Source organism: Streptomyces sp. NPDC085944 (assembly GCF_040686295.1).
GTDB classification, from domain to species: domain Bacteria; phylum Actinomycetota; class Actinomycetes; order Streptomycetales; family Streptomycetaceae; genus Streptomyces; species Streptomyces salinarius.
Map to the genome: position 1 here is coordinate 226677 of NZ_JBFBJX010000008.1, position 21771 is coordinate 248447.

Below are 21771 nucleotides of genomic sequence, written 5' to 3' on the forward strand. Positions count from 1 at the left end.
GGAGCCGCCGGACTCAGTTCCGGCCCGGTCCCTTCCTCACCAGGGACACCTCCGCAACCACCGGCCGGTGGTCCGAGGCGGTGGGCTCCGGCGGTACGGCGGCGTCGCGCACCCGTACGCCCTCGCCCACGGCCACGTAGTCGATCCGCTTGACCGGCGCCTGGGCCGGATACGTGTCCGGGGTCCCAGCTCCCGCGTCGCGCAGCTCCTTCCACAGTGGCGCCAGTTCGGGGGCCGAGGGCTCGGTGTTGAAGTCGCCGAGCAGGAACTGGCGGGCGCCCGGCATCTCCGCCCGCTCCCGGGCCATGATCCGCCGGGTGTCGGCGACCTGGGCCTCGCGCACCGCCGGGTCCGCGCGGTAGTCGAGGTGGGTCACGAACACCTGCACCGGCACGCCGCGCACCTTGAGCGTCACCTCGCCGAAGCCGGGCGCGGGGGCCGGCACCGGGTTCTCGTCCTGCGTGGACAGGCGGGTGATCTCGTGGTTCGCCGCGGAGCGGATCGGGAAGCGGGACAGCACCGCCACGCCGTACTCGCGCCGGGGTTCCCCGGCCGTCGCCGGGTCGAGGCTGTAGATCGGCGCGAACGAGACCCGCATGCCGAGCCGCTCGGCCAGCTCCCCGGCCACGTCGAGCCCCTGGCTGCGGGCTCCCCAGTGCACGTCGACCTCCTGGAGGCCGATCACGTCAGCGTCGAGGGCGCGCAGTGCGGCGGCCTGCCGGTCGAGGTCGAAGACGCCGTCCGAGCCGGCCCCGGCATGGATGTTGTAGGTGGCGACGCGCAACGGGACCGAGTGGCCCCGGTCGGCGGCGGAGGCGGGCGGGGCCGCCACGGCCAGCGTCAACAAAGCACCTGCGAGGGACAGTTGATTGAAGGTGCGCGCTCCGAGAGACATGCCGGCACGGTACGCGGGAAACGGCGTCCGCGAGGCGTGTGGCACGATCTCGTCCGCGCCCCGTACCCGGACCGCAACCGCTTGTTCACGGGTGCCGCAGCAGGTGGTCGACCGTGCGGCCGAAGACGAGGCGCCCCGAGCGGACCAGGACGCCGTCGAGGAGGGACGGGAGGAGCCGCACGTCCAACTCCTCGCGCCACACCACCCGCGCCCGCCCGCCGGGTGCCGCCGATACCTCGATCTCCGCCCAGCCCCGGACCACCCGGCCGCGCTTGTCCATCCGGCACCGGCCGGGGGCGTCCTCGCGCGGCGGCTGCCAGACCGTCACCTCCATCGGGTCGTCGAAGGCGAGCGGCCCGGCACCCGTACGGGCCACGACCAGCGTGCCCCGGCGGGTGGGACCGGGCGGATCGGCGGTGACCCGGGTCAGTGGCACGGTGTCGCCGTGCCGCTCCCACCGGGTGAGCCGGCGCCAGGCCTCGTCCGGGGCGAGCGGGACGGCACGGTCGAGCGAGAAGGTGGCCACCCGACGATCGTCGCACGTCCGTCAGCGGTACACCTTGCCCGGCTCGGCCTTCCCGGGGGCCAGGAGCTGGGGGACCGTCACGAAGACGTAGCCGCGCTTCTTGAGCGCGTCGATGATGCCGGGCACGGCGGGCACGGTGCCGTCGTAGATGTCGTGCAGCAGGATGATGCCGTCCCGCGACGACTGGTCCAGTACCCGCTCGGTGATCAGGTCGGAGTCGTTCGTCTTGTAGTCCTTGGCGGTCACGCTCCACAGCACCTCGGCGAGGCCCAGCTCACGGCAGATGTCGTGCACCGTGTCGTCCGTGCGGCCCTGCGGCGGGCGCATCAGCGTGGGGCGCTTGCCCGTGAGGCGCTCTATCTCCTTGTTCGGGCGCTCCAGCTCCTCGCGTATCCGGTCCGGGTCGGCGTCCGTGAGGATCTTGTGCGTCCAGGTGTGGCTGGCCACCTCGTGGCCCTCGTTGGCCATGCGCCTGACAAGCTCGGGATAGGTGTCGATGTGGCGCCTGCCCAGCAGGAAGAAGGTCGCCGGAACCTGCTTCTCCTTGAGTATGTCGAGCAGCCTGGCGGAGTTCTCGCTCGGGCCGGCGTCGAAGGTGAGTGCGATGCACTTGGTGTGCGCGCAGTCGACGGTGCCGAGCGAGGCCGCCCGGGCCTGGGTGCCGGCGGCGTTCCGGACGGAGCTGGGAGAGTCGGTCTCCAGCTTGGTGCAACCGCTCAGCGCGAGCGTCAGCGAGGCGGCGGCGGCGAAGGTCGCGAGCGCGCGCAACCTGGTCCCCGTTTTCGTCATCTTCCTGGTCAGCGAAAGCATGCGAGGACTATACGCGGCGAGTATATACGCGGTTCATAGTGCCCCCTGGAGCGCACTTTCGAATTGCTGTTCGGGGTAGCGGGGGGTCGGCCTGGCTACTCAAACCGACACATGCGTGACGGTTTGGGAGTGAGGAGGACCTCGTGAGCGAGACCCCCGTGAGCGTGAGCCCCGTCGGCGGACGCGTCTGGCGCCGGGCCCTGGTGACCGGCGGAGCCGGGTTCGTCGGGTCGCACCTGTGCGGCCGCCTGCTCGACGCCGGTACCGACGTCGTCTGCCTCGACAACCTGGCCACGGGCTCCCGCGCCAACGTGGCCGACCTGGAGCGGCGGCGCGGATTCCGGTTCGTCCGGGCCGACGCCAGTGACCCGACGGCCCTGCGCGGCCTGCCCGGCCGCTTCGACCTGGTCCTGCACTTCGCCTGCCCCGCCTCGCCCGCCGACTACCTCCGGCTGCCCCTGGAGACCCTCGACGTCGGCAGCGCCGGCACCCGCAATGCCCTGGAGCGGGCCCACGTCGACGGCGCCCGCTTCCTGCTCGCCTCCACCTCCGAGGTCTACGGCGACCCGCTGGAGCACCCGCAGCGCGAGACGTACTGGGGCAACGTCAACCCCGTCGGCCCGCGCAGCGTCTACGACGAGTCCAAGCGCTTCGCCGAGGCCCTGGTCACCGCGCACCGCCAGGTGCACGGCACCGACGCCGCCATCGTCCGGATCTTCAACACGTACGGCCCCCGCATGCGCACCGGCGACGGCCGGGCCGTCCCGACCTTCATCGCGCAGGCCCTGGACGGCATGCCGCTCACCGTCGCCGGCGACGGCGGCCAGACCCGCTCCCTGTGCTACGTCGACGACACCGTGGCGGGCGTCCTGGCCCTCGCCGCGTCCGGCGAGAGCGGGCCGATGAACATCGGCGGCACCGACGAGATCACCATGCTGGAACTGGCCCGCCGGGTCGTCGAACTCACCGGCTCCGGCTCCCGCATCCGCTTCGTCGAACGCCCCGTCGACGACCCCGGCCGGCGCAGGCCGGACACCACCCTGGCCCGGGAGCGGCTGGGCTGGCGGCCGGTCGTGAGCTGGAGCGAGGGGCTGGAGCGGACCATCGGCTGGTTCGCGCACGCCGTCGCCGCCTGACGCAGGTCCGAGGAAGTCACTTACGGTGATACATCCGCTTTTCTCCGGAAGTGACCTGTCTCCAAGCGTTTGACGCAACTGTCCCGCGGCACCCGCGACGCCGAGAGAGGAGCCCGCCCCATGCGCATCCTTGGTATCAACGCCCTGTTCCACGACCCGGCCGCCGCGCTCGTCGTCGACGGCCGGACCGTCGCGGCCGCGGAGGAGGAGCGGTTCAGCCGGCGCAAGCACGGCAAGCGCCCGGTGCCCTTCTCCGCCTGGGAGGTCCCGGAGCTGTCGGCGCGGTGGTGCCTGGAGCACGCCGGGGTGCGGCCGGGGGAGCTGGACGCCGTCGCCTACTCCTTCGACCCCAAGCTCGCCCGGCCCGCCCGCGACCTCGGCCTGGACGACCCCTGGGACCCGCTGCGGCTCGAGTACGCCCGCCGCGCCCCCGAGTTCCTCGCCGAGGCGCTGCCCGGGCTCGACCCCGACCAGGTCGTCTTCGTCCCGCACCACGTGGCGCACGCCGCCTCCGCCGGACCGGCCTCGCCGCACCCCGACAACGACGTCCTCGTCCTCGACGGCCGCGGCGAGTCCGCCTCCCACCTGGCGGGCCGCTACCGCGACGGCAAGCTGGACGTCCTCGCCACCCAGGCGCTGCCGCACTCGCTCGGCCTGGTCTACGAGGAACTCACCGAGCACCTCGGCTTCCTGCGCAGCAGCGACGAGTACAAGGTGATGGCCCTCGCCTCCTACGGCACCCCCCGCCACCTCGACCGGCTCCGTGAGCACATCCACGCCACCGGCGACGGCGGCTTCCGCGCCCACGGCGTCGACTGGGCGGTCCTCGCCCCGCCGCGAGCCAAGGGCGAGGACTGGACGCAGGACCACGCCGACCTCGCCGCGAGCACCCAGGCCGTCCTCGAGGAACTCCTCCTCGAACTCGTCCACTGGCTGCACGGCGAGGCCGGGGGCGAGGCCCTGACCATGGCGGGCGGCGTCGCGCTGAACTGCGTCGCCAACTCGAAGATCGCCGCGCGCGGCCCCTACCGGCACGTCTGGGTGCAGCCCGCCGCCGGAGACGCCGGCACCGCCCTCGGCGGCGCCCTGCACGTGGCCGCCGCCCAGGAGGGCGCCGCGCCCGAGCCGATGCCCGGCGCCGACCTCGGCCGCGGCTGGAGCGACGAGGAGATCCGCGCCTGGCTGGAGACGGCAGCGATCCCCTACGAGGAGCCGGACGACATCGCCGAGACCGTCGCCGAGGAACTGGCCCGGGACGGCGTCGTCGCCTGGTTCCAGGGCCGCAGCGAGTTCGGACCGCGCGCCCTCGGACACCGCTCACTGATGGCCCACCCCGGCTGCGCGGAGAACCTCGAACGCCTCAACCACGTCAAGGGCCGCGAGGAGTTCCGCCCCATCGCGCCGATGGTGCTCGCCGACCGCGCCGCCGACATCTTCACCGGGCCGGTCCCCAGCCCGTACATGCTCTTCGTGCACGACGTCGACCCCGCGTGGCGGGACCGCATCCCGGCCGTCGTCCACGTCGACGGCACCGCCCGCATCCAGACCGTCGAGGAACGCCGCGAGCCGCTCGTGGCGCGGATGCTCGCCGCCTTCGAACGGCGCACCGGGCTGCCCGTCGTCGTCAACACCAGCCTCAACACCGCCGGGCGGCCCATGGTCGACGACCCGCGCGACGCACTGGAGTGCTTCGGCTCGGCGCCCGTGGATCTGCTGGCCATCGGCCCCTTCGCGGTGCGCCGGGGACGGGCGTTCGCATGAGCGCCGCCCCCGGGACCGGCGGAACCAGGACGGGCTACGCCGTCGTCGTCCCCACCCTGGTACGCGACACGCTGGCCGACTGCCTGGCCGCGCTGGTCGCCGCGCACGGTCCCGACCCCGACGAGATCGTCCTGGTCGACGACCGGCCCGACCCCGACGCCGACCCCGGCGCGCTGGAACACGCCCTGACCGTCCTCGGCGACCTGCGCGAGCGCACGGTGGTGCTGCGCAGCGGGGGCCGCGGTCCGGCCGCCGCCCGCAACACCGGTGCCCGCGCGGTCACCTCCCCCTGGACCGCCTTCCTCGACGACGACGTCCAGGTCGGCCCGCACTGGTGCGACCAGCTGGTCCAGGACCTCGCCGAGGCGGCCCCCGACACCGGCGCCGTGCAGGGCGTGATCGCCGTGCCGCTGCCCGGCGAGCGCCGCCCCACCGACTGGGAGCGCGGCACCGCCGGTCTCGCGCAGGCTCGGTGGATCACCGCCGACATGGCCTACCGCACCGACGTGCTCAAACAGGTCGGCGGCTTCGACGAACGCTTCACCCGCGCCTTCCGCGAGGACGCCGACCTCGCCCTGCGCGTCCTCGACGCGGGCTGGCGCATCCGGCGCGGCCGCCGCACCACCCGGCACCCCGTGCGGCCCGCCGCACGCTGGGTGTCCCTGAAGCAGCAGCGCGGCAACGCCGACGACGCCCTGATGCGGCGGTTGCACGGCCCCGACTGGTGGGCCAAGGCGGTCGCGCCCCGGGGCCGCATCCGGCGCCACGCGGCCATCACCGCCGCCGGCACCGCCGCCCTCGTCCTCGCGGTGGCCGGACGCCCCCGGGCCGCCGCCGTCGCCGGGGCCGGCTGGGCCGCGGGCACCGCCGAGTTCGCCTGGGCCCGTATCGCGCCCGGACCGCGCACCCGGCACGAGGTCACCACCATGCTGGTCACCAGCGCGCTCATCCCGCCCGCCGCGACCTGGCACCGGCTCAGCGGACTGTGGCGCCACCGCGCCGCCCCCGCCTGGCGGGAGGTGGCCGCGTGAGCGCCGCGAGCACCCCCGTGAAGGCCGTCCTCTTCGACCGCGACGGCACCCTCGTCCACGACGTCCCCTACAACGGCGACCCGGACCGGGTCCGGCCCGTCGACGGCGCCCGCGAGGCGGTGGCGCTGCTGCGCGCGCACGGCGTCCGCGTCGGCGTCGTCACCAACCAGTCCGGCGTGGCCCGCGGCCTGATCAGCGACGCCGACGTCCGGCGCGTCAACCGCCGCGTCGACGACCTGATCGGCCCCTTCGACGTCTGGGCGGTCTGCCCGCACGGCCCCGACGACGGCTGCCACTGCCGCAAGCCGCAGCCCGGCATGGTCCTGTGGGCCGCCGGACGCCTGTGCGCCGGCCCCGCCGACTGCGTCGTCGTCGGCGACATCGGCGCGGACATGGAGGCCGCCGAACGCGCCGGCGCCCACGGCATCCTCGTCCCCAACGACCGCACCCGCCCCGAGGAGACGACCGCCGCACCCCACGTCGCCCCGGACCTGCTCACCGCCGTACGGGCGATCCTCGACGGCCCGCCCGAGGGCCGGGCCCTGGCCGACGAGCGGCCCGTCGGGGCGGCGTACGGACCGGGTCCGGAGAGCACCTCCCGGACCACCGCCTCCTCCTCGTCCCCCGCCGCCGACCGGCCCGGAGCCGACCCGACCTTGGCCCCCAGGCCCCCCGGGCGGGGCGTCTTCGCCCCCCGCGAGCGCGACGGCGACCGGGACCGCACGGCCGCCGGACCGGGTCCGGAGAGCACCTCCCGGACCACCGCCTCCTCCTCGTCCCCCGCCGCCGACCGGCCCGGAGCCGACCCGACCTTGGCCCCCACGCCCCCCGGGCGGGGCCTCTTCGCCCCCCGCGAGCACGACGGCGACCGGGACCGCACGGCCGCCGGACCGGGCGGGAGCCGGCCGGGTGCGGACGTGAGCGATGGCGGACCGGTCACCACGACCGGGGAGGACCGGACGGCGGCCCCGGGCACCGCCCGCGGCCCCGCCGCCGCACCCCGGCCGCGCACCACGCCCGGCGCCGGGGCGGCCCGCACGCGGGACGTCGGCGACAGTACCGGGAGGTCCGCATGAAGGCGCTCGTCACCCGGCTCGACAGTTTCGGCGACGTCCTGCTCGCCGGGCCCGCCGTTCGGGCCGTCGCCGCGCGGGCCGACCACGTCACCCTGCTGTGCGGGTCGCGCGGTGCACCCGCCGCCCGGCTGCTGCCCGGCGTCGACGAGGTGCTGGAGTGGGAGTCGCCCTGGGGCGGGTTCGCGCCCCCCGACGTCAACCGCGAGGACATCGACGCGCTGGCCGACCGGATCGATGCCGACACGGCCCTCGTCCTCACCTCCTTCCACCAGTCCCCGCTGCCCACCGCCCTGGTGCTGCGCCTGGCCGGCGTCCGGTACATCGCGGCGGACAGCGTGGACTACCCGGGATCGCTCCTCGACCTGCGTCACCAGCGCGCCCCGCACGCCCACGAGGCCGAGGCCGCGCTCGACCTCGCCGAGGCGGCCGGATTCCCCCGCCCCGACGACGGGCGGCTGCGCGTGCACACCCCGCCGCCCGCCGACGCCCTCACCGGCCCCGGCCCCTACGTCGTCCTGCACCCCGGCGCCAGTGTCCCCGCCCGCGCCTGGAGCCCCGAGCGCGCCGCCGAGGCCGTACGCGAACTCGCCGCCGCCGGGCACCGCGTCCTGGTCACCGGCGGCCCCGGCGAGCGGGACCTCACCGCACACGTCGCGGGCCGGCACGGCACCGACCTCGGCGGCCGCACCGACGCCTCCGAACTGGCCGGCGTCCTCGCGGGCGCCTGCGTCGTCGTCACCGGCAACACGGCGCCCGCCCACCTCGCCGCGGCCGTCGGCACCCCCGTCGTCTCCCTGTTCGCCCCCGTCGTACCCGCCGAACGCTGGCGGCCCTATGGCGTCCCCTACGTGCTGCTGGGCGACCAGGACGCGCCCTGCGCCGACAGCAGGGCCCGGGACTGCCCCGTGCCCGGACACCCCTGCCTGAACACCGTCACGGCCACCGACGTGGCCGCCGCCGTCGAAAAACTGATGGCCGCCGAGAAACCGATGGGGAAGACATGAGGATCCTGATCTGGCACGTGCACGGGTCGTGGACCACGGCCTTCGTGCAGGGCCCGCACACCTACCTCGTCCCCCTCACCCCCGACCGGGGACCCGACGGCCTCGGCCGCGCCCGCACCTGGGACTGGCCCGACTCCGTCGTCGAAGTCCCGCCGGAGCGGCTGCGGGACGAGCACATCGACCTCGTGATCCTCCAGCGCCCGCACGAACTCGACCTCGTCGACCGCTGGCTGGGCCACCGCCCGCCGCTGGTCTACCTGGAGCACAACGCCCCCGACGGCGACGTGCCCCACACCCGCCACCCGGCCGCCGACATCCCGGGCGTCACCCTCGTCCACGTCACCCACTTCAACCGGCTGATGTGGGACGCGGGCCGAACGGAGACCGCTGTCATCGAACACGGCATCGTCGACCCCGGCCACCGCTGGACCGGCGAACTGGAGCGCGCCGCCGTCGTCGTCAACGAGCCGATCCGGCGCGGCCGTACGACCGGCACCGACCTGCTCCCCGTCTTCTCCCGGGCCGCCCCGCTCGACGTGTTCGGCATGCGCACCGAAGGGCTCGCCGAGCACCTCGGCGTCGACCCCGGGCGCTGCCGCACCCGGGACGTCCCGCAGAGCGACCTGCACACCGAGCTGGCCCGCCGCCGCGTCTACGTCCACCCCGTCCGCTGGACCTCCCTCGGCCTGTCCCTGCTGGAGGCCATGCACCTGGGCATGCCCGTGGTCGCCCTGGCCACCACCGAGGTCGCCGAGGCCGTGCCCCCGGGCGCCGGAGTGGTCTCCAACCGCATCGACGTACTGACCGACGCCGTACGCGACTTCCTCGCCGACCCGCTGCACGCACGGACGGTCGGCGACGGGGCCCGTGCGGCGGCCCTCGCCCACTACGGGCTGTCCCGCTTCCTGGACGACTGGGAGCGGCTGCTCAAGGAGGTGACCCGATGAGGATCGCCATGGTGTCCGAGCACGCGAGCCCGCTCGCCGCGCTCGGCGGCGTCGACGCCGGTGGACAGAACGTCTACGTGGCCCGTCTCACCGAGGAGTTGGCCAAGCGCGGCCACGACGTCACGGTCTACACCCGCCGCGACGCCGTGGACCTGCCCGACCGGGTGCCCCTGCCCGGCGGCGCGGTCGTCGAACACGTACCGGCCGGGCCACCCGTGTCCGTCCCCAAGGACGAACTGTTCCCGCACATGCCCGCCTTCGGCGCCCACCTGGCCCGCGCCTGGGCCCGGGAGCGGCCCGACGTGGTGCACGCGCACTTCTGGATGTCCGGCACGGCCTCGCAGATCGGCGTGGCCCCGCACGGCATCCCCCTCGTCCAGACCTTCCACGCCCTCGGCACCGTCAAGCGCCGCCACCAGGGCATGCGGGACACCAGCCCCTACGAGCGCATCGGGATCGAACGGCAGCTCGGCCGCAACTGCGCACGGGTCCTGGCCACCTGCACCGACGAGGTCGTCGAACTCGGCGACATGGGCGTCCCGCCCCGCCAGGTCTCCGTCGTGCCCTGCGGTGTGGACGCCGAGCACTTCCACCCCGCCGCAGACACCGGCCGCACCCCCGAACGACGCCTGCCGCACCGCCTGCTCGCCTGCGGCCGGCTCGTCCCCCGCAAGGGCTACGACCAGGCCATCCGAGCCCTGGCCCACATCCCCGACACCGAACTCCTCATCGCCGGGGGCCCGCCCGCCGGCGCCGTGGAGGCCGAACCCGAGGCGCGGCGCCTGACCGGCATCGCCCGCCGCGCCGGCGTGGGCGACCGGGTCCGGCTGCTCGGCGCGGTCGACCCGGACGACATGCCCGCCCTGCTCCGCAGCTCCGACCTCGTGCTGTGCACCCCGGTGTACGAGCCGTTCGGCATCGTGCCGCTGGAGGCCATGGCGTGCGGCGTGCCCGTCCTCGCCACCGACGTCGGCGGCCACCGCGACTCCGTCGCCGACGGCGTCACCGGCCGTCTGGTCGCCCCGCAGGACCCTGAGGCCGTGGCCGAGGCCGCCCGCGAACTCCTCGCCGACGAACGGCTGCGCCGCCAGTACGGCAGGAACGGCCGCGAACGCGTCCTGCGGCACTACACCTGGGCGCGCGTCGCCGACGGCGCTGAACAGGTGTACCGCCTGACCCGCTCCGAACACGCCGTGTCCACGGAGGTGGCGTCATGACCCTGCACCCGCCCGTCGTCGGGCACTGCGACGAACTCCTGGAAGCACTGGGTGCGTTCCGTGCCTCCGCGCACGTCACCCAGCGCTGGGGCGACCGCCTCGCGGACGTGCTGGGCGGCGGCGGCCGGCTGCTCGCCGCGGGCAACGGCGGCAGCGCCGCCCAGGCCCAGCACCTGACCGCCGAACTCGTCGGCCGCTACCGCGACGACCGCCCCCCGTTCTCCGCGATCGCGCTGCACGCCGACACCTCCTCCACCACCGCCATCGCCAACGACTACGGCGTCGACGAGGTCTTCGCCCGTCAGGTCCGCGCCCACGGCCGCGAGGGCGACGTGCTGATGCTGCTGTCCACCAGCGGCGCCAGCGCCAACCTGCTCTCCGCGGCCGACGCGGCCCGGGCGGCCGGCGTACGGGTGTGGGCGCTCACCGGCTGCGCCCCCAACCCGCTCATGGCGGGCAGCGACGAGTCCCTGTGCGTCGAGGCACCGTCGACGGCCACCGTCCAGGAGATCCACCTGGTCGCCGTCCACATGATCTGCGCGGCCTTCGACGCCGCCCTGGAGCGCGGGCCACGCGGCGCACGGACCGCGCGCGGTGCCGGGCGCGCGGCCCAGCGGAAGCGGAGGTGACGCGAGACATGGCCGCCAAGGCTGACAGGAGGGCCCCGCTGGTCGTGGTCGGCGACGCGCTGCTCGACCGGGACCTGACCGGTTCCGCCGACCGGCTCGCCCCGGACGCGCCCGTCCCGGTCGTCTCCGAGTGCGCCGAGCGGATCCGCCCCGGCGGCGCCGCCCTCGCCGCATACCTCGCCGCCCGCGACGGACGCGAGGTCACGCTCATCACGGGCGTCGGCGACGACCCGGCCGGCCGGGCCCTGCGCGAACTGCTCGAACCGTGGCTGAACCTGATCCCGTTGCCGCTGACCGGCACGGTGCCGGAGAAGACCCGCGTCCTCGCCCAGGACCGTCCCGTCGTCCGCTTGGACCGGGGCGGCGGCCGGGTCCGCGAGGCCACGGACGAGGCCCGCGACGCGCTGCGCTCCGCCCGGGCCGTTCTGGTCTCCGACTACGGCCGGGGCGCGGCCTACGCCCTGCGCGACGTGCTCGCCGCGCGCCCGCCGCTGGTCTGGGACCCCCACCCCCGCGGAGGCCGGCCGGTCCCCGGCACCCGCCTCGTGACCCCGGCCGAGAAGGAGGCCCGCGGTTTCGCACCGGCCGAGGCCCACCCGGGCGGCGGTCTGCGCGCCGCCGCGCTCCATGCCGCCGCCCTCGTGCGGGACTGGCGGGTGGCCGCGGTGACGGTGACCCTCGGCTCGCGCGGCGCCCTCCTGTCGTACGGCGAACACCCCCTCCTCGTCCCCGCGCCCGCCGCCCACCACGGCGACTCCTGCGGTGCGGGGGACCGGTTCGCGGCCACCGCGGCCGGGCTGCTCGCCGACGGGGCGCTGGTGGGGGAGGCCGTCGAGGGCGCGGTGAGCGCCGCCACGGCCTTCGTCGCGGCGGGCGGCGCGGCCGCCGTCCCGCCGGCCGGCTCCGACCGGGCACTCGCCGCGCTCCCCGACACCGACGACCCCGGAGCCCTGGCCGCCCGGATCCGCGCCGAACACGGCACGGTCGTCGCGGCCGGCGGCTGCTTCGACCTCCTGCACGCCGGGCACGTCGGCCTCCTCCAGGCCGCCCGCCGGCTCGGCGACTGCCTGGTGGTCTGCGTCAACTCCGACGCCTCCGTCCAGCGCCGCAAGGGCGGCGGGCGCCCCGTCAACCCGCTCGCCGACCGCGTCCGCGTCCTGCGCGCCCTCGCCTGCGTCGACGCGGTCGCCGTCTTCGACGAGGACACCCCCGAACGCCTCCTGGGCGACCTGCGCCCCGACGTCTGGGTCAAGGGCGGCGACTACGCCGGCGCCGACCTCCCCGAAGCCACGCTCCTCCAGGAGTGGGGCGGCCAGGCGGTCCTCCTGCCCTACCTCGGCGGCCGCTCCTCCACGGCCCTGCTGGCCCGCGCGGCGCAGGGGGCGCCATGACCCCCGCCCACCGCGCGGTCGCCCCGCCGCCGAAGACGCCGGCACCCGGCCGCGTGCCCTGCTCACCGGGGGCGGTGTCGACCGGCCGTGGTGCCCGGTGCCGGGGCAGGCTGCGTGGCCTGTCGGTGTGTGGCCGGGCGGCTGTGGTGGGTCGGACGAGGCTCGTGCCCCGGGAGTGGTTCTGCATCTGCCGCCATCGCGTCGGTGCCGGGCTGGTGGTGACGTCGGTTGCGGTTCCACCGGTTTGGTCGCCGGGGGCGGTGTCGGCCGGTGGTGGTGCCGGGTGCGGGGGCAGGCTGCGTGGCCTGTCGGTGCTTGGCCCGGCGGTTTCCGTCGAGGGGGTGCGATGAGGCAGGGAAGCCGGAACGCCGGGGAACGCGGCCTCGCGTCTTCGGGGTCGGCCGGTGGGCCCGTCACCGGGGACCCGGTGCACCCGCCGCCCGCAGGGGTGGGCCGCCCCGGCCCGGAAGCGGTCCGGCGTGAGGACGGAGGCGCACCCCGCGTGCTCGTCCTGCGTGCCCTCGGGCTGGGAGATCTGCTGGCCGGGGTGCCCGCGCTGCGGGCGTTGCGGCGGGCGTACCCCCGGCACGAGCTGGTGCTGGCAGGCCCCGCCGAGCTGGCCCCCGTGGCCGCCGCGACCGGCGCCGTGGACCGGGTACTGCCCGCCGCCGAACCCGGGCGGGCCGTCCCGCGCACCCTCGACTGGACCGGGCCGCCCCCCGACGTCGCCGTCGACCTGCACGGCGACGGGCCGCCCAGCCACCGCCTCCTGGCCCGCCTGCGCCCGGGCAGGCTGCTGGCGTTCGCGCACCCCGAGACCCCCGAGGTGGACGGCCCGGTCTGGTACGCCGAGGAGCACGAGCGGGAGAGGTGGTGCCGCTTGCTGCGCGCGTACGGCATCGACGCCGACCCCGCCGACCTGCGGCTGCCGCGCCCGGACGCTCCCTCACCCGCCCCCGGAGCCGTCGTCCTGCACCCCGGCGCCGGCGCCCCGTCCCGCTGCTGGCCCGTGGAGCGGTACGCGGCCGTCGCCGAGGCGCTGCGCGCACGCGGGCGCCGGGTCGTGGTCACCGGAGGAGCGGACGAGGCGGACCTGGTGGCCCGGCTGGCCAAGCTCGCCGACCTGCCCGACACCGACGTGTTCGGCGGCGGCCTGCCCTACGACCGGCTCTCCGCCCTCGTCGCCGGCGCCCGCGCCGTCGTCAGCGGCGACACCGGCATCGCCCACCTCGCCGTCGCCCACGCCACGCCCTCCGTCACCCTCTTCGGACCGGTCCCGCCCAGCCGCTGGGGCCCGCCGCCCCACCCGCGGCACCGCGCCCTGTGGCACCCGGGCCCGGACGGCGACCCGCACGGCCGCGAGACCGACCCGGCGCTGCTGCGGATCACCCCCGGCGCCGTGCTCGAAGCCCTGGACGCGCTGGACACCCCCGACGCCCAGGACACCCCGCACCCCCCGGACGCCCCGGGCACTTCGGAAGAGGCACCATGAACCACGCCGCGCACCACGGCCCGACGGCCACCCGAGAACGGCCCCACCCCGACGGCCCCACACAGCCCGCCCCCGTCGGCATCGTCATCGCCACCCGCAACCGCCGGGCGAGCCTCGCCGTCACCGTGCGGAACCTGCTCGCCCTGCCCGAGCGGCCCGAGATCCTCGTCGTCGACAACGCCTCCACCGACGGCACCCGCGCCATGCTGGCCCGCGACCACCCCCAGGTCCGCGTCCTCACCATGCCGGTCAACCGCGGCGCCCTCGCCCGCACCCACGGGGTCCGTGCCCTGGACACCCCCTACGTCGCGTTCAGCGACGACGACTCCTGGTGGGCGCCCGGCTCCCTGAGCGCCGCCGCCCGGCACTTCGACGAGCACCCCCGGCTCGGCCTGCTCTCCGCCCGCACCCTGGTCGGTGCCGCCGACGCCGCCGACCCCCTCAACGACCTGCTCGCCGACTCCCCGCTCGGTACGGCCACCGACCTCCCCGGCACCCAGGTGCTCGGCTTCCTCGGCTGCGCCGCCGTCGCCCGCCGCACCGCCTACCTCGACGCGGGCGGCTACCACCCGCTGCTCTTCTTCGGCGCCGAGGAGACCCTCCTCGCCTACGACCTCGCGGCCCGCGGCTGGGGCGTCACGCACTGCCCCGACGTCGTCGCCCACCACCACCCGGACCCGCGCCCCCGCACCGGCCGCCCGGCCGTCGTACGGCGCAACGAACTCCTCACCACCTGGCTGCGCCGCCCCCTCCCGTACGCCCTGGCCCGCACCCGCGCGCTCGCCGCCGACGCCCGCCGCGACCCGGACGCCCGGCACGCCCTGCGCGAGACGCTCACCCGCCTGCCCGCCGCCCTGCGAGCCCGCAGGCCCCTGCCCCCGCACGTGGAACGGGCCGCCCGCCTCCTCGACGGAGCGGCCTCATGACGGACACCCGGACCACCGTCGTCGTCATCACCCACAACCGGTGCCCCGAACTCCTGCGCACCCTGGACCGGCTCGCCGAACTCCCCGAGCAGCCGGCGGTGATCGTCACCGACAACGGCTCCACCGACGGCACGGCCGCCGCCGTCGCCCGCCACCATCCCGGCGTACGGCTCCTCCAGCCCGGCCGCAACCTCGGCGCCGTCGGCCGCAACCTGGCGATCCGCCAGGTCGGCACCCCCTACGTCGCCTTCTGCGACGACGACTCCTGGTGGGCGCCCGGCTCCCTGTCCGCAGCCGCGGACCTGCTCGACCGGTACCCGGCTGTCGGCACGGTCACCGCCCGCATCCTTGTTGAACCGGACGGCACCGAGGACCCGATCGTCAAGGAGCTGCGCGACTCCCCCGTACCCCGCCCCGACTGGCTCCCCGGACCGGCGCTCGGCTCCTTCCTGGCCGCCGCGACCGTGCTGCGCACCGGCGCCTTCCGCGCCGCGGGCGGCTTCCACCCGCGGCTGTGGCTGGGCGGCGAGGAGGAACTGCTCGCCGCCGACCTGGCCGCCGACGGCTGGTGGCTGACCTACGCCGACCACCTGACGATCCACCACCATCCGTCCCGGGTGCGGGACTCGACGGTGCGCCGGGCGCAGGGCATCCGCAACACCCTGTGGTTCACCTGGCTGCGCCGCCCGGTCGGCCCCGCCCTGCGCCGTACCCTGCACCTGGCCCGCACCGTCCCCCGCGACACCGCGTCCCTGCGCGCCTTCGCGGAGGCGGCGGTCGCGCTGCCCTGGGTGCTGCGCGAACGCCGGGTGCTGCCGCCGCAGGTCGAGGCCCGGCTCCGTGCACTGGAACCCGCCCAACGCGACTCGACGGCCCGCAGCTACACCGGCTGAGCCACGGGGCGGGCGCGTCAACGGTGGACCGACCAGCCCTCCGTCCAGCGGCACAGCAGCCGGAACACCGCGAACAGGGCCACCGGCCACACACCGGCGAACGCCCGGATCACCCCGGGCGTGGACGTGACGATGCCGACGACCATCAGCGACACCGCCACGGCGAGCAGCACAAGCACGGTGAGGCCGCGCGGGCGGGAGGCCGCCAGACGGGTGAGGTCGGGGCAACGGCGGAACCGCAGCGTGCGCAGGCGCCGGTCGAGCCGGCGGTCGCGGCGCAGGGCCCGTTCGGCCTCGTCGAGTATGCGTTGCTCGTGATCGGGGAGCCGGCCGATGGACACGATGTTCCTCCTGGGGACGGACCGACCGTCGACGACTTCCCGCACAGCCTGTGACCAACCGTCCGCCCGGGCCCTCATCGCCCGTCCGCCCGGACGCTCATCGACCCGCCGCGGCCTGCGACGCCTCCCGCAACGACGCCACCAACCCGTCCGCGGCGTCCGGCACCCCGTCCGGCACCGACTCCGCCGCGCGGAACCCCGAGCCGATGCGTGCCGCTTCCGCCCGCCCGTCGGCCAGGCACCAGTCCCACCAGCGCTCCAGCGTCCGCTCCGCGGAGACTTCCGCCGAACCCTCCGCCGAACCCTCCGCCAACCCCCCCACCGACGCCTCCAGGAGCCGCTCGGCGGGCACCAGCGCCGGCCAGCCGCAGGCCCGGGCCTGCGCCGTCACCTTCGCACCGCCCTCCACCGGATCCACCGCCAGCGCCGGGACACCGGCCCGCAGTGCCAGGACCAGCCCGTGCAGCCGGTCGGTGACGACCAGATCGAGCCGGGACAGTACGGCCTCCAGCTGGGCCGGCGTGCCGCACAGCCGCCAGTCGTGCGCGTCGAGCCGCGTCTCCAGCTCGAGCCGGGCACAGTCCCGGCCGGCCAGCCAGCGCGTCAGCACGGCGGCGACCTCCTCGTGCCGGCGCCGTCCCCCGTACTCGTGCTGTCCCCGGGTGAGCACCACCCCGACGACGGGCACCGCCGGGAGCGCCGGAGCACGGGCCGCGAGATCCAGCCCCGGACCGTGTCCGGCGCCGTCCCGGGCCAGCACCCGGTGGAAGCCGGTGACGGCCGGGGAGTCCGCGTCGACCACGGAGACGCCGACGGCGACCCGCACACAGTGCGCGAACCGCCGGTGCAACTCCTCGACCTGCGATCCGTGCACCGGCCCGCACACGAACACCAGCCGCGAGTACGCCGCCGGGTCCACGTCCGCGAAGTGCGTGCCGTCGGCGCCGAATCCGGGGCTCCACACGACGTCGTAAGCCGCCCCCGCGTCCCGCAGCACCTGCTCCACCCGCGCCAGCGCCAGCACGTCCCCGGCCGTCGCCTCCCCGTGCAGGAAGCTGAACCAGCCGGTCACCAGGGTTCTGTCCCGTTCGTACACAGTGCCCCCGGGTGCCCCGCCGACGCCCCGACAATCCCGCCGACCACCGGGGCGAGGGGCAACCGGCGTCCGGTCAGCGCCCGACCACCGGTCCGAAGGCGTCGCGCACGTCCGCGTCCGAGGGCGTGACGGCCATCCGCGGCGAGGGCGGGCGGATGCTCGCGACGATGCACGCCGGCATCGCGTACGACATCCGCTTCGCGACCGTACGCGACTGAACCGCCACTCGGGCGCCACGGACGCGGCACGCGGCGCAGCGGGCGGAAAGGAGGGCGCCCGACATGGAGAGGGAGCGTTGCGGGCCGCTCGTGGAGGCCCGCAACGCCCCCTGGTCTGCACCCGAGGGTTGCTCAGGAGATCGGTGAACCTGCCAGGGCGCCCCCGACAAGCAGGGGTCCGCCGCTCTCGCCCTGGCAGGTGTTCATGGCGCCGGCGACGGCCGTGGCGGCGGTCGGTCTGGAGCGGGTGAGCCCGGACATGGGTCTCCTCGGGTGGTCGCCGGTGGAGGGTCGCCCGGGCGTGGGGGGTGGGACGGGGGTCTCGGGACAGACCCCCGTATGCCCGGGCGAGCGGCACGTGTTCACGCTAGAACCGGCGGTCCGGACCACCCAATGAGGGAACCCCCTAGGTGCGGCGGGCAGGGAAAACCCTCGGTTCACCCCCGGTAAACCCGACGGTCGCCGGGACGGTTCGGCTCAGTCGGGGCGCCGGCCCGCCGCCAGCCGGACGATGTCGACGCGGGAGCGGATCCCGAGTTTGCGGTAGACCCGGGTCAGCGTCGCCTCGACGGTCTTGACGCTGACGAACAGCCGCGCCGCGATCTCCCGGTTGGTCGCGCCCTCCATGACGAGCGCGGCCACCTGGCGTTCCATCGAGGCGAGCCCCTCCAGGCCGTCCGGCTCGGCGGCCGGCGCCGGTCCGGCCGCCCGCGCCGCGACGGCCGCCTCCACCCGCCGCAGCCAGGGCAGCGCCCGGCACCGCCGGAACAGTCGCGCCGCCTCGTCGTACGACGCCGACTCCGGGGCCCGCCCCGGCCGTTCGGCGTGCAGCTCGGCCAGCGCGAACACCGCCCGAGCCTCCTCCAGGCCGAACCCCAACCCGGCCAGCCGCTCCCGCGTCGACGTCAACCGTGCCTCGGCCGCCCGGCGTTCGCCCCGCGCCGCCCGCACCAGCGCCTCGGAGCGGTCGAGGACGGCGAGCACGCTCCCGCGCCCGAGCCGCAGGGCGTGCACCCGGGTGACCTCGATGACGTCCATCGCCTCGGCCGGCTGCCCGGTGCGCACCAACGCCTCCGCGAGGTCGCCCTGCCAGCGGCCGCGCGCCGGGTCGGTGATGCCCGCCCCGGCCTCCAGCTCCCGCACCCGGCGCAGCGCCCGTACGGCCGCCGCCGCGTCGCCCGCCACCAGGTGCGCGTGCCCGAGCGCGGCCAGCGCCCGCGACAGGTACACGGCGTCGCCGTCCTCCTCCGTCCGCCGCACCGCCTCCCGCGCCAGCTCCAGCGCCCGGTCCGGGTCGCCGCCCGCGGCCTCGGCCAGCGCGGCCTGCATCACGCCCGCGCCCTCCCCGATGCCCGCGTCGCGCGCCAGGGTCAGGCTCTCCCGGGACAGTTCGAGGGCGCGGCCGCAGTGGCCCGCATGCAGTTCGGTCTCCGCGAGGAAACGCAGGTAGTGCACCTCGCTCTCGGCCATGCCGCGCCGGCGCACCTCGCGCAGCAGCGCGGTGACGGCGGTCCGCGCCTCGGCCAGCCGGTCGTTGATCACCAGCCACCGGAACCGGGAGGAGCCGGCCCCGTTGTGATGGCACGCCACCCGCGGGTCCTGCGGCTCCTCCAGCGCCCGCCGGATGGTCGCCGCGGCGTCCGGGTGGCCCATCAGCGTCTCCGACTGCGCCTGGAACGCGAGTGCCAGCAGCTCGGTGCGCCGGTCCCCGCCCCGCGCCGCCAGCCGGGCCGCGTGCGCGGCGTCCTCCCGGCCCTGGGCGAAGTCGCCCTGCACCACCAGGGAGCGCCAGGCCAGCTGGTAGTGGACCAGGGCGAGCAGCCTCGGGTCGTCGCCCGCGTCGGCCAGCGCCTGCGGGAAGACGGCGTCGACCTCGCCGATGGCCTGCCCGGCCGCCTCGATCACCACCATCCACGCCCGCACCCGCTCGCCGGGCGCGGTGGCCCGGGTCAGCACCTCGCGGGCGATGTCCCGGGCGAGGTCCGGCTCACCGGCGGTGATGGCGTCCTCGGCCGCCGTGAGCCGGCGCTCGTCTGGGCCCGGGGCGCCGTCCGCCGGGGTGTGGCGGGCGGCGAGCAGCCCCAGCGAGGCGGCCACCGACGGCGCCCCGCGGTCCCGGGCCAGCGCGGCCGCCTCCGCCAGCCGGGCCGCCACCCGCGGGTCGGTGCCGGTGGTGGCCAGCGCCAGGTGCCGGGCACGCTCGATCGGGTCGGAGGCCGCCGTGGACAGCGCCGCGTGCGCGGCCCGCCGTTCCGGCGCCGGGGCCTCGGCGTACAGCGCGGCCGAGATCAGCGGATGCGCGAACCGGACGGTCGGGCCCTCGGGGTCGGGCGCCAGCAGCCCCAGCGCCGCCGCCTGCGCGGTCTCCGCCTCGGCGTTCTCCCGGCCGGCCGCGCGCAGCAGGGCCGGGGTGGGGCGGGCGCCGGCGCTGGCCACCAGGAGGGTGCGGCGGGCCTCGTCCGAGAGCATCTCCAGGCGGGACAGGACCAGGGCGCGCAGCGAGGTCGGCACCGGCAGCGGCTCGCCCGGGCGCGGTGCGGCGGGGCTCTCGGCCAGGGCCCGGCCCAGTTCCAGGGCGAACAGCGGATTGCCGCCGCTGGTGCGGTGGATGTCCCGGACGGTGGACCGGTGCAGACCCGCGTAGCCGCGTTCGTCGAGCAGCGCCGCCACCTGGGTGCGGGTCAGCGGCCCCAGGCGCACCGCCCGGGTGTCCGGCGGGGAGGCGCGCAGGTGGCGGTCGTACTCCGCGTCCCCGGTCTCCGGTCCCTCGGTGCGCACCGCGCACAGCAGCCGTACCGGCGTGTCGCCCAGCCGGCGCGCCGCGAAGCCGAGGAGTTCGGCGCTGGCCGGATCCAGCCACTGGAGGTCGTCGGCGACGACGAGAACCGGCCCCGCGGCGGCGAGGGCGCGCAGCGCGGACAGGACGGCCAGGCGCAGCGCGAGGCCGTCGCGCTGGAGGGTGGACTCGCCGCGGCCGGTGAGCGCCGACTCCAGTGCGGTGCGCTGCGCGGCGGGCAGGGCGGGGGAGATCTCGTCGAGGACCGTCCCGAGCAGGTCGGCGAGGGCGAGGAAGGGGAGGTGGGATTCGGACTCGGTGGCCGAGCAGCGCAACACGGTGTGCGCCGTGCGGGCATATCCCGCGGCCAGGGTGCGCAGGACCGTCGACTTTCCAATTCCGGCGGGACCGTGCAGCAACACACTGCCGCCCCGGGTGAGTTGCTCACGCGCCGCGGCGAACGAGTCCTCCCGCCCGATGACCAGGTCGGAGCGGCGACCGGCAGCCTCCGCGAAGTCCCGTGGCACGGTGACCGCTCCCCTCCGTGTGTCGTGTCCGGGCCAATATTAGGCACCGGGGCATTGCCCTACGGAGGGACGACCAGGTGAGCCGAATAACAAAATCCCAAAGCGTCGAAAGCAATCACCGCGGGAAATGCCCGGCCGACCCGGACGCACAGGGCTCCCGCCCCGGCCCGCGCCCCAGGCCGGACCCCTCGTCCTACGGCAGCCACCCCGTCCGGCGGGCCGCCGCGACGGCCTCCGTGCGGGTGCGGGCGCCCAGCTTGCGCATCGCCGAGCGCAGATAGCTCTTGACGGTCTCCGGACCCACCCCGAGCCGCTCGGCCACCGCCCCGTTGGTCGCGCCCGCGGCCACGCAGGCCAGTACGTCCACCTCGCGCGGCGCCAGCCGGGGCCCCGGGGCGGGCCCGTCGTCCCCGGCCGCCAGCAGGCCGCACGCGCGCAGCAGCTCGTCCCGCAGCGCCGCGTCCGCGATCCTCGGCGCCAGCGCCCGCAGCGCCGCGTGCGCCTCCCGCACCTGCTCCCAGGCCGCACGGCCCGCCGGACCGGGTGCGGCGGGAGTGTGTGCCGACGGGTGCGAGGCGGCCGCCAGCAGCTCGTCCGCCTCGTCCCGCAGCACCAGCGCCTGCTCCGCGTCCCGCGCCGCCGCCACGGCCGCGCCCAGCGTGCGGTCGCCCAGCGGCTCGGCCGAGCGCAGCGCGCCGTACAGCACGCCGCGCACCCGGCGCCGTACGACCACCGGCACCGCGAGCACCGAGCGCAGGCCCTCGGCGGCGACGGGCAGGTCGTACTCGTGGCTGATCTGCCGGGAGACGGAGTAGTCCGTCACGGCGCACGGCCGCGACAGCGCCACCGCCCGGCCGCCGAGCCCGTTGCCGGCCGTCACCGCCAGCGCGCTGAGCGCGGTGGTGGCCGTGCCGCTCAGCTCGCTGATGCGCACCTGGCGCCGCCCGGCCTCCACCAGACCGCCGAAGGCGACGGGCAGCCCGGTCGTGCGCCGCAGCCGCACCAGCGCGCTGCGGATCTGAGCCGCCCCAGCCGCGTCCACCGCCACTCGTTCCGTCCTCCCTAGCGACCGCAGTCCT

Annotated in this window: 20 protein-coding genes and 1 pseudogene; 13 read left to right on the forward strand and 8 right to left on the reverse strand. The window is 76.2% G+C overall.

The genetic code is table 11. The features are described 5' to 3' along the window. Positions 1–13: 13 nt before the first annotated feature. The 3 genes from AB0P07_RS18285 to AB0P07_RS18295 form a co-directional block, all read right to left on the reverse strand. The gene (locus tag AB0P07_RS18285; RefSeq protein ID WP_365551761.1) at positions 14–895 is read right to left on the reverse strand and encodes an endonuclease/exonuclease/phosphatase family protein; all 882 of its coding nucleotides are present in this window, start codon (positions 893–895) and stop codon (positions 14–16) included. Positions 896–980: 85 nt separating this feature from the next. Next, entirely contained in the window at positions 981–1421 is a 441-nt protein-coding gene (locus AB0P07_RS18290) for an SRPBCC family protein (protein WP_365551763.1), read from the reverse strand. A 21-nt stretch (positions 1422–1442) separates the two neighbouring features. Continuing rightward, positions 1443–2231 (reverse strand): polysaccharide deacetylase family protein, encoded by a 789-nt coding sequence (locus AB0P07_RS18295; protein ID WP_365551764.1) that lies wholly within the window; start codon positions 2229–2231, stop codon positions 1443–1445. Between the two features lie 143 nt (positions 2232–2374). Here AB0P07_RS18295 and AB0P07_RS18300 point away from each other — a divergent pair, with 143 nt between their 5' ends. The 12 genes and pseudogenes from AB0P07_RS18300 (at position 2375) to AB0P07_RS18355 (ending at position 15734) form a co-directional block, all read left to right on the forward strand. Next, on the forward strand, positions 2375–3367 hold the full coding sequence (locus AB0P07_RS18300) for an NAD-dependent epimerase/dehydratase family protein (protein WP_365551766.1): 993 nt from the start codon (positions 2375–2377) through the stop codon (positions 3365–3367). A gap of 120 nt (positions 3368–3487) precedes the next feature. Further along, positions 3488–5128 carry a carbamoyltransferase C-terminal domain-containing protein gene (locus AB0P07_RS18305; RefSeq protein ID WP_365551768.1) on the forward strand — a complete coding sequence of 547 codons (1641 nt, stop codon included), beginning with the start codon at positions 3488–3490 and terminating at the stop codon, positions 5126–5128. After that, positions 5125–6159: a glycosyltransferase gene (locus AB0P07_RS18310; RefSeq protein ID WP_365551770.1), complete on the forward strand. Its 1035-nt coding sequence runs from the start codon at positions 5125–5127 to the stop codon at positions 6157–6159. The genes AB0P07_RS18305 and AB0P07_RS18310 overlap by 4 nt, the downstream gene beginning before the upstream one ends. Beyond that, a pseudogene (locus tag AB0P07_RS18315) lies at positions 6156–6689 on the forward strand (HAD family hydrolase); the annotation flags it as partial. The gene AB0P07_RS18310 and the pseudogene AB0P07_RS18315, both read left to right, overlap by 4 nt. Before the next feature lie 542 nt (positions 6690–7231). Then, complete coding sequence (locus tag AB0P07_RS18320) at positions 7232–8239, forward strand: glycosyltransferase family 9 protein (protein WP_365551772.1); 1008 nt, start codon at positions 7232–7234, stop codon at positions 8237–8239. Beyond that, positions 8236–9186: a glycosyltransferase gene (locus tag AB0P07_RS18325; protein ID WP_365551773.1), complete on the forward strand. Its 951-nt coding sequence runs from the start codon at positions 8236–8238 to the stop codon at positions 9184–9186. The genes AB0P07_RS18320 and AB0P07_RS18325 overlap by 4 nt, the downstream gene beginning before the upstream one ends. Then, the gene (locus AB0P07_RS18330) at positions 9183–10403 is read left to right on the forward strand and encodes a glycosyltransferase family 1 protein (protein ID WP_365551775.1); all 1221 of its coding nucleotides are present in this window, start codon (positions 9183–9185) and stop codon (positions 10401–10403) included. Before AB0P07_RS18325 ends, AB0P07_RS18330 begins: the two co-directional genes overlap by 4 nt. Continuing rightward, on the forward strand, positions 10400–11032 hold the full coding sequence (locus tag AB0P07_RS18335; protein WP_365551777.1) for an SIS domain-containing protein: 633 nt from the start codon (positions 10400–10402) through the stop codon (positions 11030–11032). Before AB0P07_RS18330 ends, AB0P07_RS18335 begins: the two co-directional genes overlap by 4 nt. A gap of 8 nt (positions 11033–11040) precedes the next feature. After that, positions 11041–12423 (forward strand): D-glycero-beta-D-manno-heptose 1-phosphate adenylyltransferase, encoded by a 1383-nt coding sequence (gene rfaE2 / locus AB0P07_RS18340; RefSeq protein WP_365551779.1) that lies wholly within the window; start codon positions 11041–11043, stop codon positions 12421–12423. A 346-nt stretch (positions 12424–12769) separates the two neighbouring features. Next, positions 12770–13915 carry a glycosyltransferase family 9 protein gene (locus AB0P07_RS18345; RefSeq protein ID WP_365551780.1) on the forward strand — a complete coding sequence of 382 codons (1146 nt, stop codon included), beginning with the start codon at positions 12770–12772 and terminating at the stop codon, positions 13913–13915. Then, positions 13912–14841: a glycosyltransferase gene (locus AB0P07_RS18350; protein WP_365551782.1), complete on the forward strand. Its 930-nt coding sequence runs from the start codon at positions 13912–13914 to the stop codon at positions 14839–14841. The genes AB0P07_RS18345 and AB0P07_RS18350 overlap by 4 nt, the downstream gene beginning before the upstream one ends. Next, positions 14838–15734: a glycosyltransferase gene (locus AB0P07_RS18355; RefSeq protein WP_365551783.1), complete on the forward strand. Its 897-nt coding sequence runs from the start codon at positions 14838–14840 to the stop codon at positions 15732–15734. The genes AB0P07_RS18350 and AB0P07_RS18355 overlap by 4 nt, the downstream gene beginning before the upstream one ends. A gap of 17 nt (positions 15735–15751) precedes the next feature. Here the strand turns inward: AB0P07_RS18355 and AB0P07_RS18360 are convergent, their stop codons facing one another. Then, the gene (locus AB0P07_RS18360) at positions 15752–16075 is read right to left on the reverse strand and encodes a DUF3040 domain-containing protein (RefSeq protein WP_365551785.1); all 324 of its coding nucleotides are present in this window, start codon (positions 16073–16075) and stop codon (positions 15752–15754) included. Positions 16076–16172: 97 nt separating this feature from the next. After that, positions 16173–17147, reverse strand: coding sequence for a polysaccharide pyruvyl transferase family protein (locus AB0P07_RS18365; protein ID WP_365551787.1), 975 nt, complete (start codon positions 17145–17147; stop codon positions 16173–16175). A gap of 35 nt (positions 17148–17182) precedes the next feature. Between AB0P07_RS18365 and AB0P07_RS18370 the strand changes: the two genes are divergently transcribed. Then, on the forward strand, positions 17183–17389 hold the full coding sequence (locus tag AB0P07_RS18370; protein WP_365551789.1) for a hypothetical protein: 207 nt from the start codon (positions 17183–17185) through the stop codon (positions 17387–17389). 132 nt (positions 17390–17521) lie between these two features. Here AB0P07_RS18370 and AB0P07_RS18375 read toward each other — a convergent pair whose 3' ends face one another. The 3 genes from AB0P07_RS18375 to AB0P07_RS18385 all read right to left on the reverse strand — a co-directional run bounded on the left by AB0P07_RS18375 (position 17522) and on the right by AB0P07_RS18385 (position 21740). Next, positions 17522–17650 carry a hypothetical protein gene (locus AB0P07_RS18375; protein ID WP_277426013.1) on the reverse strand — a complete coding sequence of 43 codons (129 nt, stop codon included), beginning with the start codon at positions 17648–17650 and terminating at the stop codon, positions 17522–17524. Between the two features lie 216 nt (positions 17651–17866). After that, on the reverse strand, positions 17867–20692 hold the full coding sequence (locus AB0P07_RS18380; RefSeq protein WP_365551791.1) for a LuxR family transcriptional regulator: 2826 nt from the start codon (positions 20690–20692) through the stop codon (positions 17867–17869). A 193-nt stretch (positions 20693–20885) separates the two neighbouring features. Continuing rightward, positions 20886–21740: a LuxR C-terminal-related transcriptional regulator gene (locus AB0P07_RS18385; protein WP_365551793.1), complete on the reverse strand. Its 855-nt coding sequence runs from the start codon at positions 21738–21740 to the stop codon at positions 20886–20888. Between the last annotated feature and the right edge of the window lie 31 nt (positions 21741–21771).